Source organism: Micromonospora sp. NBC_01699 (assembly GCF_036250065.1).
Lineage (GTDB): Bacteria > Actinomycetota > Actinomycetes > Mycobacteriales > Micromonosporaceae > Micromonospora_G.
In genome coordinates this window covers 433068-450266 of sequence record NZ_CP109199.1, presented here as the reverse complement: position 1 = coordinate 450266, position 17199 = coordinate 433068, and the positions used below count along the sequence as shown (strand labels likewise).

The window sequence follows — 17199 nt, the reverse complement described above, 5'->3', positions numbered from 1 at the left end:
TTGATCGAGCACGATCGGATAAGACAACCCGGCCGCACGCCGCTAGACAGGGGGGCGACAGAAAGATCGCGAGAGTAAGGAGTCATGGTGCAAGGGAGCAGCAGCAACCGAGGACATCCGTCCGCCAGCGGGCGCCGTCGACTGGCGACGGCCGTGGTGGCGCTGTGTCTGACCCTTGGCGGCGGCTTCCAGCCGACTCCCGCCTCGGCGGACTCGCCTGCCCCGTCCGGCGCGGGGCGCACCGACCGGATCCTGGTGTTCCACCAGACCGGCCCCTTCCTCCGCCACGCCTCCATCGAGTACGGTCTCGCCGCCATCCGGGAGATGGGTGAGCAGAACGGCTTCACCATGGAGGAAACCCAGGAGTCGTCCGCGTTCACCGACGCCAACCTGGCCCGGTTCGACGCGGTCATCTGGCTCAACGCGATCGGTGTGGTGCTGGACCGCGACCAGCAGGCGGCCTTCGAACGCTACGTCCGGGGCGGCGGCGGGTACGCCGGTGTGCACGGCCCCGGCGGCATGGAGACCAACTGGCCGTGGTTCTACAACGACCTGATGGGCAGCTTCTACGAGTCGCACCCGGCCCAGCCCGCCTTTCCCGAGACCCAGCCGGCGCTGATCCGGGTCGAGGATCGCGGGCACCCGTCGACCACCGCCCTGCCGGCGGAGTGGGCGTTCGCCGAGGAGTGGTGGAACTTCTACCAGAGCCCCCGGCAGGACGTGCACGTGCTCGCCTCGCTGGACGAGTCCAGCTACGACCCGGGCACCGGCGCGATGGGTGATCACCCGGTCACCTGGTGCCGGGAGGTGGCCGGCGGCCGCTCCTGGTACACCAACCTCGGGCACAGCGTCGGCAGCTACGCCGACCCGGCGTTCCGGGGCCACCTGCTCGGCGGCATCTCGTACGCGGCCGGCTGGGCGGCGGGCGACTGCTCGGGCCGCAACACCGACAGCGACAACGCGTTCGAGCAGGTGACCCTCGCCGAGGGCGGGGCGCGGATCGGCGAGGCGACCGCGCTGGCCGTGTTGCCGGACCGGCGGGTGCTGCACGCCGCGCGTACCGGCGAGGTACGGCTGACCACCCCGAACGGGAACACCACGCTGGCCGGGAAGCTGCCGGTGTACACCCACCGGGAGAACGGCCTGTACGCGATCGCCCTCGACCCCGACTTCGACACCAACCGTCAGGTCTACCTGTACTACGCGCCGCCGCTGAACACCCCGGCCGGCGACGTACCGGCGGACGCGAACCCGCTGCTACGCGCCCGCTACCAGGGCTACGACCAGCTCTCGCGGGTCACCCTGGGCCGCGACAACCGGCTGGACCTCCGGCACGAGCAGAAGATCCTGCGGGTCCCGACCGACCGTGGGCTCTGCTGCCACGCGGGCGGCGACATCGGTTTCGACCGGGCGGGCAACCTGCTGCTGTCGACCGGCGACAACACCGACCCGTCCGCCTCGGACGGGTTCACCCCGATCGACGAACGGCCCGGCCGTAGCCCGGTCTACGACGCCCAGCGCACCGCCGGCAACACCAACGACCTGCGCGGCAAGCTGCTGCGGATCACGGTGAAGCCGGACGGCGGCTACCGGATCCCGGCGCACAACCTGTTCCCGGCCGGCACCGCGAAGACCCGGCCGGAGATCTACGCGATGGGCCTGCGCAACCCGTCCCGTTTCACCGTCGACCCGGCCACCGGCTGGATCCAGCTCGGTGACGCCGGCCCGGCCGCCGGTGCCGCCGATGCCGACCGTGGTCCGGCCGGTCAGGCGGAGTTCAACCTGCTCAAGGGTCCGGCGAACCTGGGGTGGCCGTACTGCGTCGGGGCGAACCAGGGCTACCGGGACCACGACTTCGCCACCGGAGGGTCGGGCGGCACGTTCGACTGCGCGGCACCGGTGAACACCAGCCCGCACAACACCGGGCTGGTCGGCCTGCCGCCCGCGCAGGGCGCGTGGATCAGCTACGACGGCCTCTCGGTTCCCGAGTTCACCACCGGCGGTTCGACGCCGCCGTTCGGCAACGGTGGCGAGGCCCCGATCGGCGGGCCGACCTACCGCTTCGATCCGCGCCTGTCGTCGCCGACCGGCTTCCCCCGCTCGTACGACGGACGGACCTTCGCCGTCGACCGGGACCGGGCCTGGATCAAGGAGATCGGGGTCGGTACGGACGGCCGGCGGGGCGAGATCCTCCCGTTCGGCAACCAGCTGCGGCTGACCGCGCCGACGGACCTGGAGTTCGGGCCGGACGGCTCGCTCTATGTGCTGGATCGCGGACGGGCCGGCACCGACTCCGCTCTCTACCGGATCGACTACGCGAAGGGCCGCCGCGCACCACTGGCCACCGCGACCGTCGACGGGGACAGCGGGCCGGTGGGGCAGGTGGTGACGTTCCACTCCGCCGGCTCGTACGACCCGGACGGTGGCCGGTTGCGCTACTCCTGGGACTTCGACGGCGACGGGCGTACCGACGCGACCGGGGCCGGGCCGGTGACCTTCCGCTACCCCCGGCCGGGCGGCTACCAGGCGCGGCTCACCGTCACCGACCCGACCGGACGTACCGGCACGGCGCGGGTGGCGGTCACCGCCGGCAACACCCGCCCGGCCGTGAGCCTGACCGCCCCGGTCAACGGCGGGCTGCTCGCCGCCGGCGACCGGGTGCCGTACCGGGTCTCGGTCAGCGATCCGGAGGACACCGGGGGCTGGTGTGACCGGGTGGTGGTCGAGTACCGGTTGGCGGACGGTCCGCCGTTGAGCCGGGCCACCGGCTGCGCAGGGGTGATCGACACCCCGGGGGCACGGACCCCGGGTACGACCGCCGGCGTGATCACCGCCAGCTACACCGACCGGGGTAACCGGGCCGCGCCCCGGCTCACCGGCACCGCGCGACACGTCCTGCAACCGATGTCGCGGGAGGCCGAGTCCGTGGTGGAGGCGTTCGGCGTACGGGTGGTGCCGCACGGCGCCGCCAGCGGTGGCGCGTACGTCGGTGACATCGATCCGGCCGACTGGATCAAGATCGACCCGGTGAACCTGAGCGGCGTCACCGGAATCGGGCTGCGGGTGTCGGCCACCGCGCCCGGCGGGAAGATCGTCGTCCAGAACCACGAGGTGGGTGGGCCGACGGTGCTGACCGTGGACGTCCCCGCCACCGGCGGCCCGGACGCCTTCGTCGACCTGCCGATCGCACCGCTGACCGATCCGGGCGGCACGGAACCGCTGTACCTGATCTTCACCGGACCGAGCGGCGGACTGTTCAATCTGGACAGCATCCGGTTCGACGGTCCCGGCGTGGGCGGCTGACCAACCGGGGAAAGGACGCCGGGCCAGCGGGTCGCTCGCTGGCCCGGCGTCCTTTCCGGGGATGCCGGCTCTCGTTCTCTCCGGGGATTGCCGGCTCTCGTTGACCGTCCGGCAGGAGGTCCTGGTCTTCCTATGCCTTGAGGCGGAGCGCCTCAAGCTGGTCGGCCAGCTCCTTCGGGCGACTCAGGGCAACCGGGTGGCCCCCACCCATCTCGTCGGCGGTGATGCCGATCCGGTCCTTGACCAGCTGGCGGAGGAAATCGACCGGGAAGAAGTGGTCATCGCGGCAGATCAGCGCCCGGGTCGGCACGTTCGGCCACGCGTCGAGCGGCCACGGCTTCTCGAACGGCGTGCCGGACTGCTCCCGGGCGTTCTCGGCGGACGCCTCGACCAGCTCCGGCGACAGGTCGTTGAAGAAGATGAGATTCGGATCCTGGTCCTGCTCGGGCGTCCAGCCGTTCCGCTCGGCCTGCGCCTGCCGGGCCTGCGGGTAGCCGCTGCTGCCCCACCACTCGCCGGGCGACTCGCCGGGCGCCGGCACCATGGGCGTCAACAGCACCAGCAGGTCCGCCGGCACCCGGTCACAGACCAACGCACCGGTGTACGCCCCGAAGGACTGGGCCACCACCACCAGGTCGGTGCGATCACCGATCGCCTTGACGGCGACGTCGGTGTATTCGGCCAGCCCGGCCGAATCGTCGTCGCATGGTAGATCAACCACTACCACCTCATGGCCCTTGTCCCGCAGTTCGGCCTCCAGCGGCTGCCAATACCAGGGACCATTCCCGGCCGGCGGAATCAACACGTACGTCGCCATAGTCAGCGATCCTCCAGGGTAGACGAACGGTCGGCAACCGCGCCCAGCAGGCCGGGGAGCACACGTTGGGCCCGCCGATATCGCGCCGACGTGATCCGCCCGAGCCTATCGCACTTCACCGGCACCGCCAGGCGGACAGCCCGTACGTCGACCCGGCCGATTCTCATCGCGTACGTCGATTGTGTCCGGCCCGGCGAAAGGAGCCGGCCCACCACCGAAAATGCCTCCAGAACGCCCGGTACAGGTGACCCGGAAACGATCTAGAGGCATTTACCGGTCGGTCCCCGACGCGGCTTGATCGGCGACGCGGCTTGATCGGCGACGCGTCAGGGGCGGCTGCGGTTATGCGCGGTCAACCGCTCCAGGATCGGAATGATGTCGTGCGAGTTCGGCGCCGAGAGCCACTCCTGGTGCACCCGAGCCGCACCCTCCCGGTACGAGGGATCCTCCAGCACCTGGATGAGTTGCTTACGCATGTCCTCCACCGACTGGGTGGACCGGTCGAGCGCGACACCGGCACCACGGGCGGCCATGTAAGGACCGGTCACCGGCGACTCGATGCCCCACAGCTCGACCGGAATGATCTGCGGCACCTGGAACGGAATGGCCGACGCCCAGGTTCCGAGGCCACCGTGGTGGATGAATGCCGAACAGGTGGGCAGCAGCAGGTCGAGCGGGATGTACTCGACGATGCGCACGTTGTCCGGTACGCGGGGAACGCCCTCAAGCTGCGACTCGTTCAGCGTCGCCACCAGCTCGACGTCCAGGTCGGCCACCATCTCGAACATGTCCGTGACCAGGGAACGGACCGCCGCCTGGAGGTCCTCCGCGCCCTTGCCGAACTCGCGCATGGAGGCGCCCAGGCACAGCGCGACGCGCGGTCGGCTGGGCTTGTCGTACAACCACTCCGGCATGACGGCGGTGCCGTTGTAGGGTTCCCACCGCACCGACAGCGCCGAACGGGTGGTCGGCAGGCGCATCCCGGCCGGAGTGGGGTCGATCGTCCACTGCCCGAAGAGCAACTCGTCGTCGACCTCGAACCCGTACGGCTCGGCCTGCGGCCGCATGGCGCTGGTCAGCGGGTCCTCGCCCAACGTGGAGCCGGGCAGCTGGCGGGCCTTCTGCCAGCGGTCATAGCTCGCCGCGAACATGTCGTGACCCCACAGCAGGCGCGCGTGCGCCGCACCACTGGCCCGGGCCGCGATCGCCGCCGAAGGCCAGCAGGGCTCCCAGACGATCAGGTCCGGCTGCCAGCCGCGCGCGAGCCGGACGAAGTTCTCCACCCCGGAGTCCTGCACCGCCGTCGCGTCGTCGACAGGGTGGAAGTTCCAGATGCACGGCAGCATGAACATCCGGAAGAAGTCCCAGGCGTACGCCTCGCCCGGATCGTCGATGGCCAGCTGGCTCGCCGCGTCACCGTACCGCTCCGCGGCGAGGCCCCTCAGCTCCGCGCTGCCGGCGCCGACCGTCTCGGGTAGGTCGTCGCCGAGCGACACCGCGGTCAGACCGGCCTCGGTGATGTGCTTCACGACCGCCGGTCCGGACACGACGCACACCTCGTGTCCGGCGGCCTTGAAGGCCCAGGCGAGGGTCACCGACGGATAGAGGTGCGCAATGGCGGGCCAGACGGCGAACATGACTCGCATTAAAATTCTCCCTTTTGCGACGTGGCTTTGGTATGACCAGGCCGGAGCGACGTGTCCCCGGAATGTGCGGCGTGGTGGCATCGCCGGGGCGCCGTACCACCATACGTCATATCCATGATCATCGCTCCATAACATGCCCCGCCGCCCCGGTCAACCCTTTAGCGGCCTCGGTTGCCGAGAAATAATCCGCCAGTCAGCTTTCCCGCCTACGGTAGGCCGCTCGCGGCCGTCCACCGTGGACCCGCGCCGCCGGGCGGCGCTCGGGCCGGGACGAATCCGCATCTTTGAGATTGCACTTCTGGTCATCGGCGCGACCGGGACGAACCGGGACTACCGATATCACCAGGTCACTACGGCACGAAAGCGCACGTCGCCGTTTGCCACCCGGTCGAGCGCGTCGGGGATCCGGTCCTTGGTGAAGGTCTCGACCACCGGCGTGCAACGGCCACGGGCGACCAATTGCAGCGCCTCGGTGAGGTAACGCAACCCGCCGTGGGTGGCACCCATGATGCGGTGCCGCTGGGTGAAGAACGGCTTGGTCCGCTCCGGCGCGAGATTGAATCCGGCGGCGTTGTCCAGGCCCACCAGCACGAGTCGACCGTCGACCCGCAGGCCGCGCAGGCTGTCGGAGGCGGCCTGGTAGGAACCGCAGGTTTCCAGGATGACGTCGGCGCCGCCCACGTCACGCAATTCCGCCCCGTCGCTCACCACGATGTCGGCACCGAGCTGTTTGGCGACCTCGTGCTTGTCCGGAGAACGGGTGACGGCGATGGTCTCGTACCCGCAGGCGTGGGCGAACTGCACCGCCAGGTGCCCCAGCGCGCCGACGCCCAGCACGGCGATCCGTTCGTGCGGCTTCGGCTCGCTCTGGCGCAGCGCGCTCCAACTCGTGTAACCCGCGCACATCATCGGCGCCGCGAGTTCGTACGCGAGCCCGTCCGGCAGCAGCACCGTCGCGTCCGCGGCGGCGACCACGTACTCGGCATGACCGCCGGCGACGCTGAACCCCGTCGTACGGGGTGCCACGCAGTTCATCGCGGCCTGTCCCGAGACGGGCAGGTTGAGCCGGCAGTAGTCGCAGCGACCGCAGGTGGCCTGTACCCAGGTGGTGCCGACCCGGTCCCCGACCGCCCGGGAGGTGACCCCGGCGCCGACCTCGACGACCTCACCGACCGGCTCGTGCCCGGTCACCGCCGGGGTGACGGCCGGGAAGGGGATGACACCCCGGGTGGCCAGCACGTCGTTGACGCAGATACCCGAGGCGTGCACCCGGATCAGCACATCTCCGGGACCCGGTCGGGGAGTCGGGATCTCCTGGATCTCCCACCTGGCGTTGACCTTCGGAACGACCGCTGCCTGCATGATTCCACCGCCTTCGTTGTTCGGTCACCCGCCGCACCCTGACGCGACTAGCGGGTCGAGGTGCCCACCCGGGCCGGCGCCAACGAGCCCTTGTTCCGGCGGGCGGTCCACTCCAACCACCACTGGGCGGCGAGCAGGTTGAGCACGATCCCGATCCAGCTGGCCGTCTCCAGCAGCAGGGGGAAGGACGACGGGTCGAATCCGGGCAGGTGCGGAATGGTCAGCACCATGACTCGGCCCTCGATGATCTGCATGCACAGCGCGAAGCTGTAGATCATGAACCGGCGGTGCTGCTGGTACCGACGCAGGCGGGCCATCCGCCAGCCGTAGAGGCTGGCCGCGAGCCAGAGCAGCGCCCCGATCGCGTTACCCGCCGGGCCCGCGGCGAACGGCACGATCGCCAACGCCAGCAGCGAGGACGGGATCACTCCCACGAAGACGTAGGCCCGACCCATGAAGCGGTGCGCCGCCGGGAAGCGCTGCCGGAAGCGGGGCCACAACTGGAACGGCACCGTCGCCATCGCCACCGTGCCGAAGATGACGTGCGCGGCCAGGACCCCGTAGTGCCACGGTACGTCCTCGCGCAGGTTCACCCGGGCCTGGCTGGGATCGAAGGTCAGGTACGCCGGAACGAACATCAGGATGAAGAGGTACGCGATCACCGCGACGGGCAGGATCCAGGGACGGCGCCACCAGCTCCGCCGACGTACCGGCGGGGAGCTGGCTCTGCCGTCCGGTGTCGGTTCCGTCGACTGTGGATCGGCTTCCCTCGTAGAGACACCGATTGCCGGGGGCTGCGTCACGGTTGTTCCCCTGTTCGTCTGAGGTGCTTGAGCAGCAAGAAAGAACCTCCGACAGCGATCGTCGGACTGATCGACTTCACGTTCGACGCGTGCCGGCGGGGTGGCCGCCGGACGGCCCATCAAGAATGACAAGGCGGGCCGGACGAAGCTCCTTCGAAAATGCTCAATGTGATGGCGGTCGATCGGTGTCGGGCCTAGGATCGTCGGCACCCGGCACCCGGCACCCGGCACCCGGCACCCGGCGGCAGGGGCGGCGGCGGAACCGACGGCGACCATCGGCCACCGTTTGCCCGCTCTCCCGCCGTCGGACGCGGACCCGGATCGGTTCAGCGGCGCGCCTCGCCAAGACCGCAATCGTAGAGATGCGGGTGGGTCAATATCCAAAGACGATGGCAACGTCGGGCCCGACGGGCCTGGGCACGCTCCGACGAATCCGCATGCAGCCGGCGAGCGCCATCTCGCGGACGAGCGGCCCGGGGAGTGGGCCGTGTTCGCCAACCAACCACCCAACCCGCTGGCTCGTCCCTGCGGAGCTCGACTGATGGAGGAGCACATGTACGACTATGTGATCGTCGGTGCCGGGTCGGCCGGATGTGTACTCGCGGCTCGGCTGAGCGAGGATCCCTCGGTGACGGTGTGCCTGGTCGAGGCTGGCCCGAGGGACACCGCGCCGAACATCCACGTGCCGGCCTCGTTCGGCCGGCTGTTCCGTACGGAACTCGACTGGGACTTCAGCACCCACGAGGAGCCGTTCCTGGACCGCCGCCGGATCTACCTGCCCCGTGGTCGGGTGCTGGGCGGCACGAGTTCGATCAACACGATGGTCTACGTCCGCGGCAACCGGCTCGACTTCGACGAGTGGAACCAGCCGGGGTGGCGCTACGACGACCTGCTGCCGTACTTCAAGCGTTCCGAGGACAACGAGCGGGGCGAGTCCACGTACCACGCGGTCGGCGGGCCGCTCACCGTCTCCGAGGGGCGGGCGAAAAACCCGATGTCGGCGGCGTTCGTCGAGGCCGCCAGCCAGGCCGGGTACGCCGTCAACCCCGACTTCAACGGGTCCGAGCAGGACGGATTCGGGTTCTTCCAGGTGACCCAGCGCGACGGCAAGCGGGTGAGCACCTCGACCGCGTTCCTGCACCCCGCGCTGGACCGGCCGAACCTCACCGTGCAGTCGAACCTCCAGGTGCACCGGGTGCTCATCAACCAGGGCCGCGCCACCGGTGTGGTCGGCCGCCGGCTGGAAGAGGAGATCACGATCGAGGCGCGGCGGGAGGTCATCCTCGCCGGCGGCGCGTACAACTCGCCGCAGCTGCTGATGCTCTCGGGCATCGGTCCCGCCTGGCTGTTGAACGCGCTGGGCGTGCCGGTCACCCTGGATCAGCCGCTGGTCGGCCAGAACCTGTACGACCACGCGCTGGTGCCGCTCATCTTCACCCACTCGCACCCGATCAGCCTGCTGGTGGCGGGTGAGCCGGCCAACGTCGCCCAGTTCATGGAGGAGGGTCGGGGCCCGCTGACCTCGAACGGCCCCGAGTCCGGTGGCTTCGTCCGGACCAGTGCCGACCTTCCCGCACCGGATGTCGAATACCTCGGGGCGCCGGTCATGTTCGCCGACAGCGGCCTCGGCACCCCCACCCAGCACGCCTTCTCGTTCGGCCCGTCCATTCTCACCCCGCGCAGTCGGGGCAGCGTGCTGCTCGCCCTGGACGACCCGACGGCGAAGCCGAAGATCGTGCACAACTACTTCTCCGAGGACGCGGATGTCGAGGTCGCGATCGCGGGGATCCGGATCGGCCTGGAGATCGCCCGGCAGAAGGCGCTGGAGCCCTACACCGAGGGTACGTTCGAGCCGCCGGCCTCCGATTCCGACGCCGACCTGCGCACGTACATCCGTCAGTACGCACACTCGATCTTCCACCCGGGCGGCACCTGCGCGATGGGCAGCGTGGTCGACGCCGAGCTGAAAGTCCAGGGGATCGACGGGCTCCGGGTGGTGGACGCGTCGGTCATGCCCGCTCCGGTCCGGGGCAACCCGAACGCCGCGGTCATCGCGATCGCCGAGAAGGCGGCCGACCTGATCAGCGGCGCGACGCCACTGTCGCCGGCGACCGCGGCCCTCGCCGGCCAGCCCGCCAGCGGCGCGAGCCGGAGCGCGTGACACCCGGCAATCCCACGAGCGGGTACCGAACCTACTACTGATATCTCGACGGCCCGGGTGCGACGGACAACCGCCGCCCCCGGGCCGTTCGCTGAGCGACCGGTGGTGCTGGCCGCGCCGAGCCCGTTCGGCTTCCCGGCCGCCGGGCCGGGACGACCGTCGTGCTGCCGGGAGGCCGACGACGAACTGGCCTCCCGGCAGCACGGAACGGTTCGGTCCCTCGTCGGCTGGTCAGCCGCCGACCTGGACCGCCGGCTCGTCGGCGTCGGCCTCCTCGGCTTCCGGCGCCGCGCCGGTCGGCGGCGCATGACGCAGGGTGACGACCGCGATCAGGGCCAGGCCGACGAGCAGGACGGCACTGATGGCGGCGACGACGTGCATGCCGGTGGTGAACGCGTCACGAGCGCTCTGGAGCAGTTCGGCACCGACCTCGCCGGGAAGTTGCCCGGCCGCGGTGAGCGCACCGACGATGCTCTCCTCCGCGCTCCGCGTCGCCTCCTCACCGGCGGCGCTGGGCAGGTTCCCGCTCAGCGCGCTGCCGTACACGGCGGTGGCGATGCTGCCCATCACCGCGAAGCCGAGGGCCATGCCGAGTTCGCCGCCGGTCTCGGAGACGGAGGCGGCCGAGCCGGCCTTCTCCGGCGGTGCGGACCGGAGCACCAGCTCGGTGCTCAGCGCGGCCTGCGGCCCGCTGCCGGCGCTGCTCAGGATGAGGGCGATGACCAGGAGGACCACTCCGCCACCGGTGTCCACCTGGGTCAGCATCAGGTATCCGCCGGCCGCGACGAGCAGTCCGACCGCGACCACGTAGGCCGGGCGGACCGTACGGGCGATCGCCGGGGCGATCATCGCGGCGGCCACCATGGCGAAGCCGGAGGGCAGCGTCAGCAGACCGGCCCGCAGCGGCGTGAGCCCCTCGACCGTCTGGAGGTAGAGGTTGACGACCAGGATGGTCCCGCCACCGACGGACGCGCCGAACAGCGCGATCACCAGGGCCCCGCTGAACGACTTGATCTTGAACAGGCGCAGGTCGATCAGCGGCTCGGCGAGGCGGTTCTGCCGGAGCACGAACAGCACACCCAGGACCAGGCCGACCACGATGGCCGCCACCGGGACCGGCTGCACGCCGTCCTTGGCCAGTTCCTTGATGCCGTACACGGTGGACAGGATCGTGCCCAGGGACAGCGCAACGCTGAGCAGGTCGATCCGGCCGCTCGAACTCTCGTCCCTGAACTCCGGCAGCAGCACCGGGCCCGCCACCAGCAACAGCACCATCACCGGAACCGCCAGCAGGAACACCGCGCCCCACCAGAAGAACTGGAGGACCGTCCCGCCGATCAGGGGGCCGAGGGCCATGCCGCCCATGAAGCACGCCACCCACACCCCGATGGCCGATCCGCGCTGGGCCGGGTCGTGGAACATGTTCATGATCAGTGCCAGGGTGGATGGCATCAGGGTGGCACCGGCGATGCCCATCAGCGCCCGGGTCACGATCAACATCTCGGGCGAGGTGGAGAGCGCGGCCGCCACCGAGGCGACGGCGAAGAGTGCCGCGCCGATCAACATCAGTTTCCGGCGGCCGATCCGGTCGCCGAGGCTACCCATCGTGATCAGGAAGCCGGCGATCATGAAGCCGTAGATGTCGATGATCCACAACTGCTGGATGCTGCCCGCGCCGAGATCGGCACTCAACTGCGGCAGCGCCAGGTGCAACACGCTGAGGTCCAGCGACAGCAGCAGGGTTGGCAGAGCCAGCACCGCCAGACCCAGCCACTCCCGGCGGCCGGCCTTGGGCCCGGCTTCCGGAATTGCCGTGTTCGCGTCCATGGAAAACCCTTCTGTGAACAGTTCGAGCTGATGAGTACGGGGGGCGCGAGCGGGTGTTACTCGTCGTACCGGTCGTGGTGCCGCCACCACTGCTGCGGGTAGTCCAGCTCCTCTTCCTGCCGCCCCAGCGGGGTCAGGTCGAGGTAGTTGTAGATGTTGATCAGCGCGTCTCCGCCACGGGAGAACGACGAGTACGTGTGGAAGATGTCCGTGCCGTCACGGAGGAAGACACTCAGTCCCGAGGTTTCGGAATCGTTGACGGTGACCCCGAAGTCGGGGTTGAAGTCGCTGCCGAACGACGAGAACCAGGGCGCCGTCCATTCCATCCGCTGCCGGAACGCCTCCAGCTTGGCCAGCGGTGCGCGGGACACCAGCACCAAATTGGTGTCCCGGGCGTGCAGGTGAGCCGGGTGGCCCAGGTTGTCGACCTGGAGTGAGCAGCCGACGCAACCCTCGCTCCAGTTCGGATGGAACATGAAGTGCCGGACGATGAGCTGGCTACGGCCGTCGAACAGACCCAGCAGGTCCGTCTTGCCGTTCGGCCCCTCGAAGACGTACTCCTTGTCGATCTTGACCATTGGCAGCTCGCGCCGAAGGGCACTCAGCGCGTCCCGCGCCCGGGTCAGTTCCTTCTCCTTGACCAGCAGTTCTCCTCGGGCGGCGACCCACTCTTCCCGACTGACTGTTTTCGGTAACTTCATCCGTGTCTCTCCCGCAGAATCGTTGTCGTAACCCAGGTCCGGCTCGCCACCGTCGTCGCCGGACCCACCGAAGATCGCTCTAGAACGGGCATAAGCTGACGAAGACCAACTACTGGTCGAACATGTGGCGTTATCTCATCCCGGACCATCTCCCTCGGCCGTCGTTCCGACGTGGCCCTACTTGAGACGGTGGTGGCCGGAAAAACTCATCGCTTCGACGGAAGCCGATCGAAAACGGGCCTCAGCGCGGACCGGTTGGCTGGTCACGGCGGGAGACGGCGGCCAGCACCGCGGGCTCCCGCTCCTGATTACGGATCACGAACGGCGACACCCCGTCCAGGCACAGCACGTCGCCGCGCCCGTACCGCTGCCGGCCGCCGTCGGCGTACTCGATCTCGACCTCGCCGTACTCGATCACCACGATGGCGCGGCGCCAGTCCGTGTCGTCGACCTCGGGGGTGCGTCCGGGCGCGACGACGATCACCAGCAGCTCGAACGACGGCGGGAGCCGCCGGTTGAGAAAGGAGACACGGTCGCCCCGGCCGCCGTCCATCAGAGCGTCAGCGGCAGCCCGAAGGCGGGGAAGACCTGCGGCTGGAAGGTGGTGATCTCCGCTACCACGCCACCCTCGATCCGCAGCACGTCCAGACCCAGCGCCCGGTACGCGGACTCGCCCGGCCCGCGTACGTAGCAGGCGGCCGCCGGCTGCCGGTTGGCCCGGGTGAGCACGTGCCGCCAGCCCGGCCACGCCCCGGGACCGACCATCGCCGGCGCCCAGCTCGCGATGATGGCCGACCGCCCCTCGAACCAGGTCGGCTTGGGCGGCATCGTGAACCGGGCGTCCTCCCGCAGCAGCGCCGCCAGCCCGACCATGTCGGCCCGCTCGGTCGCCTCGACATAGCGCTGCAACACCGCCCGTTCCTCCTCGCTCGGGTCGGTGGACGACGACCACTCGATCCGCCGCTCCGGCAGGTGGAGCTTGAGCGTGGCCCTCGCCCGTTGCAGCGCGCTGTTGACCGCCGCGACGGTGCCGTCCAGCAACGCCGCCGTGTCATTGGCCGACCAGCCGAGCACGTCCCGCATGATCAGCACCGCCCGCTGTTTGGGCGGCAGGTGCTGGATCGCGGCGAGGAAGGCCAGCTCGATCGTCTCCTTGGCGACGACCGCCGCGTCCGGCTGGACCTCGGACGGCGCCACCGGTTCGAGCAACCGGTCCGGGTACGGCTGCAACCAGGGCACCTCGACCTGCGGCAACGGCAGCCGGTCCACGCCCGCGAGGCCGCCCCCGACCGGGGCGAACGGCTGACGCGCGTGGCGCTGGTGGCGTTCGAGGAAGTCCAGGCAGGCGTTCGTGGCGATCCGGTACAGCCAGGCCCGGAAGGTGGATCGTCCCTGGAAGCTCTCCCGCCTGCGCCAGGCGCGCAGGAACGTCTCCTGGACCAGGTCCTCCGAGTCGTCGAACGAACCGAGCATCCGGTAGCAGTGCACCTGCAACTCGCGCCGGTATCGCTCGCTGAGATCGGTGAACGCCAGTTCGTCACCCACCCGTACGGCGTCGACGACGGTGCTCTGCTCGGACCTGCTCGTGTCCGCTCCGATGCCGCTCACGAAACGCCCTCCATCGCTTAACAGGTGCCCGCCGGTTTCAGGACCGCCAACCAAAGCGCCCGCCCGAATGCGATCCGGCGCGTGGCAGAGAATGCGTGTAACACAATGACCGCCGTTTATGGTCGGTTGCCGCTGCCTGCGGTATCAACCGACCGGCACCAGCGTATCGCAGGGCGGGCGCCGACGGCCCGACGAACGGGCTGCGTTCGGCGCGTCGGCGGGCCCGCTCGGTCCCGACAAGTGAGACCGCAACCCAAGAGATGCGGTCCTGGACCGCCCACCCCGAGGATGTATCGGGAGGACTGCCGAACATCGGGCGTAGCTCGTCCCCACGACACCCTGATTCGTCCGGCGCAAAGGTCTCATGTCCGCATTCGCTCCTCTCAGGGATGGCTACCAAATGACCTCGGTCGACCTGTTCAGCAAGGACTTCCAGTCGAACCCCTACCTGAGCTACGCCCAACTGCGACAGGACGCGCCGGTCTACCACGTCAGCGGGCCGATGGGCTCGGAGATCTGGCTGATCACCCGCTACGAGGACGCCCGGGCCGCGCTCGCCGATTCCCGATTCTCGAAGGACCCGAAACGCGCGCCCCAATGGGCGAAGATGATGGCCGCCGGAGTCGGGGACGAAGGACCGCTCGGCGCCAACATGCTCAACAGCGACCCGCCCGACCACACCCGGCAACGCCGCCTGATCAGCATGGCCTTCACCCGTCGCCGGATCGACCTGCTGCGGCCACGGGTCCAGGAGATCACCGACGAGCTGATCGCGGCGATGGCGACCAAGAGCGAGGTGGACCTGATCACCGCGCTGGCGTACCCGCTGCCGATCACCGTGATCTGCGAACTGCTCGGCATCCCCGGTGAGGACCGCGACGACTTCGGTACCTGGACCCGGATGCTGCTCGCGTCACCCATGACCAAGGAGGGTGTCGAGAGCCGGCGGCAGGGCAACCAGAACATGGACCGGTACCTGACCGACCTGGTCAGCAAGCTGCGGGCCGAGGTCGACCCGGACCTCGACTACGACGCACAGCCCAACATGCTCAGCGCGTTGATCGTGCCGGGCAAGGCGGACCAGCTCTCGGAACGCGAACTGCTCGGCATGATCAAGCTGCTGCTCGTCGCCGGCCACGAGACCACCGTCAACCTCATCGGCAACGGCACGGTGGCCCTGCTCCGCCACCCGGACCAGATCCAACTGCTGCGCGACCGGCCCGAGCTGATGCCGGCGGCAATCGACGAGCTGCTGCGCTACGACGGCCCGATCGAGCGGGTGCCGATGCGGTTCACCACCGAGGACATCGAGATCGCCGGCGTCACCATCCCGGAGGGCAGCGCGGTCAACATCGTCCTGGCCGCGGCGGACCGCGACCCGACGCGGTTCGACGCGCCGGACCGCCTCGACATCGCCCGCGAGGAGAACCCGCACATCGCCTTCGGCCACGGCATCCACTACTGCATCGGCGCGCCCCTGGCCCGGATCGAGGGTCAGATCGCGTTCCGCGCTCTGCTGGACAACTTCCCGAACATGGCGCTTGCCTGCCCGCCGGAGGAGTTGGACTGGCGAATCGGCGGGCCGAACATCATGCGCGGCCTCGGGTCGCTCCCCCTGGCACTGAACCGATGACCGATCGCTGCACGCGGGGAGGACACCCATGCGCGTACTCTTCCTAGCCGGAATCAACAAGTCGCACCTGTACGCGATGACCCCGCTGGCCTGGGCCCTCCAGATCGCGGGGCACCAGGTACGCGTCGCCAGCCAGCCGGACCTGGCCGACGACGTGGCGCAGACCGGGTTCACTCCGGTGCCGGTCGGTCAGGTGCTGCGGATCAGCGAGAAGCTCGGACCGGCGGAGCCGGCGAAGCCGGGCGAGTCGCGCCCGCAGCGGTGGGAGAAGCCCGTCCAGGGCACCTTTCCGGAGGACCCGCACGGCCACCTGGCGTCGATCTCCTCGGGCTTCTTTCCGCTGGTCTGCCCGGATCCGCTGTTCGACGACTTCATCGAGTACGCCCAGAGCTGGAAGCCCGATCTGATCATCTGGAACTCGCTGGCGTTGGCCGGCGGGGTGGCCGCCCGGATCAGCGGCGCGGCGCACGCGCGCCTGCTGTTCGGCGCCGACGGGCTGGGCCAGATCCGGGCGGCCTTCCGGAAGGTACGCGACGAGGCCGCACCGGAATCGTTGAACGACCCGCTCGCCGACTGGCTGGGTCCGAAGCTCCAGCGCTACGGCCACGAGTTCGACGAGGAGATCGCGCTCGGGCAGTGGACCATCGATCCGATGCCGCCCTGGGTCTACCACCCGCCGGCGGACGTCCACTACGTGCCGATCCGGCACGTGCCCTACAACGGTCCGTCCCGCATCCCGGACTGGATGAACGAGCCGCCGACCCGGCCGCGGGTCTGCCTGACCCTGGGCGTGTCGCACCGGGAGTCGCACGGGATCGAGGCATCCGTCGTCGACCTGTTCGACGCCGTGGCCGACCTCGACATCGAGGTGATCGCCACCCTCAACCGCAGGCAGCTCGCCGACGACCCGAAGATCCCGGACAACGTACGGGCGGTCGAGTTCGTGCCGTTGAACGCGCTGCTGCCGAGCTGTGCGGCGATCGTGCACCACGGTGGCACGCAGACCTTCGCCGCGGCGATGGAGAACGCGGTGCCACAGCTGATCGTGCCCAGCGCGTACTGGACCGAGAAGTGGTGGGGGCCGGTTGCCGAGGGCAACGGGTTGGAACGGCGCGGTGCCGGCGTCTACGTGGCCGACTCCGACTTCCTGACGGTGGACATGCTCCGCGAAGAACTGGTACGGGTGCTCAACAACCCGTCGTACAAGGAGAACGCGGTCAAGATCCGGGACGAGCGGCTGGGCACACCGACGGCGAACGAGCTCGTGCCGCAGCTTGAGCGGCTGACCGCGCGACACCGTGGGCTCGGCTGAGGTCGTACCCGAAGTTCCGCCGCACG

General features: G+C 69.6%; 12 protein-coding genes. 4 read left to right on the top strand and 8 right to left on the bottom strand.

All coding sequences use genetic code 11. The features are described from left to right. Positions 1 to 84: 84 nt before the first annotated feature. Positions 85 to 3303, top strand: coding sequence for a ThuA domain-containing protein (locus OG792_RS02050; protein WP_329106802.1), 3219 nt, complete (start codon positions 85 to 87; stop codon positions 3301 to 3303). Positions 3304 to 3433: 130 nt separating this feature from the next. Here the strand turns inward: OG792_RS02050 and OG792_RS02045 are convergent, their stop codons facing one another. The 4 genes from OG792_RS02045 to OG792_RS02030 form a co-directional block, all read right to left on the bottom strand. After that, a complete protein-coding gene (locus OG792_RS02045; protein ID WP_329106800.1) occupies positions 3434 to 4120 on the bottom strand; it encodes an alpha/beta hydrolase in 687 nt (228 codons plus the stop codon). A gap of 326 nt (positions 4121 to 4446) precedes the next feature. After that, a complete protein-coding gene (locus OG792_RS02040; protein ID WP_329106798.1) occupies positions 4447 to 5766 on the bottom strand; it encodes a nucleotide disphospho-sugar-binding domain-containing protein in 1320 nt (439 codons plus the stop codon). Between the two features lie 339 nt (positions 5767 to 6105). Then, the gene (locus tag OG792_RS02035) at positions 6106 to 7128 is read right to left on the bottom strand and encodes an alcohol dehydrogenase catalytic domain-containing protein (protein WP_329106796.1); all 1023 of its coding nucleotides are present in this window, start codon (positions 7126 to 7128) and stop codon (positions 6106 to 6108) included. 47 nt (positions 7129 to 7175) lie between these two features. Further along, positions 7176 to 7790 (bottom strand): DUF2306 domain-containing protein, encoded by a 615-nt coding sequence (locus OG792_RS02030; protein WP_329106794.1) that lies wholly within the window; start codon positions 7788 to 7790, stop codon positions 7176 to 7178. A gap of 694 nt (positions 7791 to 8484) precedes the next feature. Between OG792_RS02030 and OG792_RS02025 the strand changes: the two genes are divergently transcribed. Continuing rightward, on the top strand, positions 8485 to 10092 hold the full coding sequence (locus OG792_RS02025) for a GMC family oxidoreductase (RefSeq protein ID WP_329111054.1): 1608 nt from the start codon (positions 8485 to 8487) through the stop codon (positions 10090 to 10092). Positions 10093 to 10323: 231 nt separating this feature from the next. On the opposite strand, the gene OG792_RS02020 is transcribed toward OG792_RS02025, so the two are convergent. The 4 genes from OG792_RS02020 to OG792_RS02005 all read right to left on the bottom strand — a co-directional run bounded on the left by OG792_RS02020 (position 10324) and on the right by OG792_RS02005 (position 14228). Beyond that, positions 10324 to 11919, bottom strand: coding sequence for an MFS transporter (locus OG792_RS02020; protein ID WP_329106793.1), 1596 nt, complete (start codon positions 11917 to 11919; stop codon positions 10324 to 10326). A gap of 56 nt (positions 11920 to 11975) precedes the next feature. Next, positions 11976 to 12620 (bottom strand): DUF899 domain-containing protein, encoded by a 645-nt coding sequence (locus OG792_RS02015; RefSeq protein ID WP_329106791.1) that lies wholly within the window; start codon positions 12618 to 12620, stop codon positions 11976 to 11978. Between the two features lie 241 nt (positions 12621 to 12861). Continuing rightward, positions 12862 to 13173, bottom strand: a complete 312-nt coding sequence (locus OG792_RS02010) for a hypothetical protein (protein WP_329106789.1) — start codon at positions 13171 to 13173, stop codon at positions 12862 to 12864. After that, positions 13173 to 14228: a sigma-70 family RNA polymerase sigma factor gene (locus OG792_RS02005; protein WP_329106787.1), complete on the bottom strand. Its 1056-nt coding sequence runs from the start codon at positions 14226 to 14228 to the stop codon at positions 13173 to 13175. The genes OG792_RS02010 and OG792_RS02005 overlap by 1 nt, the downstream gene beginning before the upstream one ends. A 400-nt stretch (positions 14229 to 14628) precedes the next feature. Between OG792_RS02005 and OG792_RS02000 the strand changes: the two genes are divergently transcribed. Together OG792_RS02000 and OG792_RS01995 are read left to right on the top strand one after the other, a co-directional pair. After that, positions 14629 to 15861, top strand: coding sequence for a cytochrome P450 family protein (locus OG792_RS02000; protein WP_329106786.1), 1233 nt, complete (start codon positions 14629 to 14631; stop codon positions 15859 to 15861). A gap of 28 nt (positions 15862 to 15889) precedes the next feature. Then, positions 15890 to 17173, top strand: coding sequence for an activator-dependent family glycosyltransferase (locus OG792_RS01995; RefSeq protein WP_329106784.1), 1284 nt, complete (start codon positions 15890 to 15892; stop codon positions 17171 to 17173). Positions 17174 to 17199 lie beyond the last annotated feature (26 nt).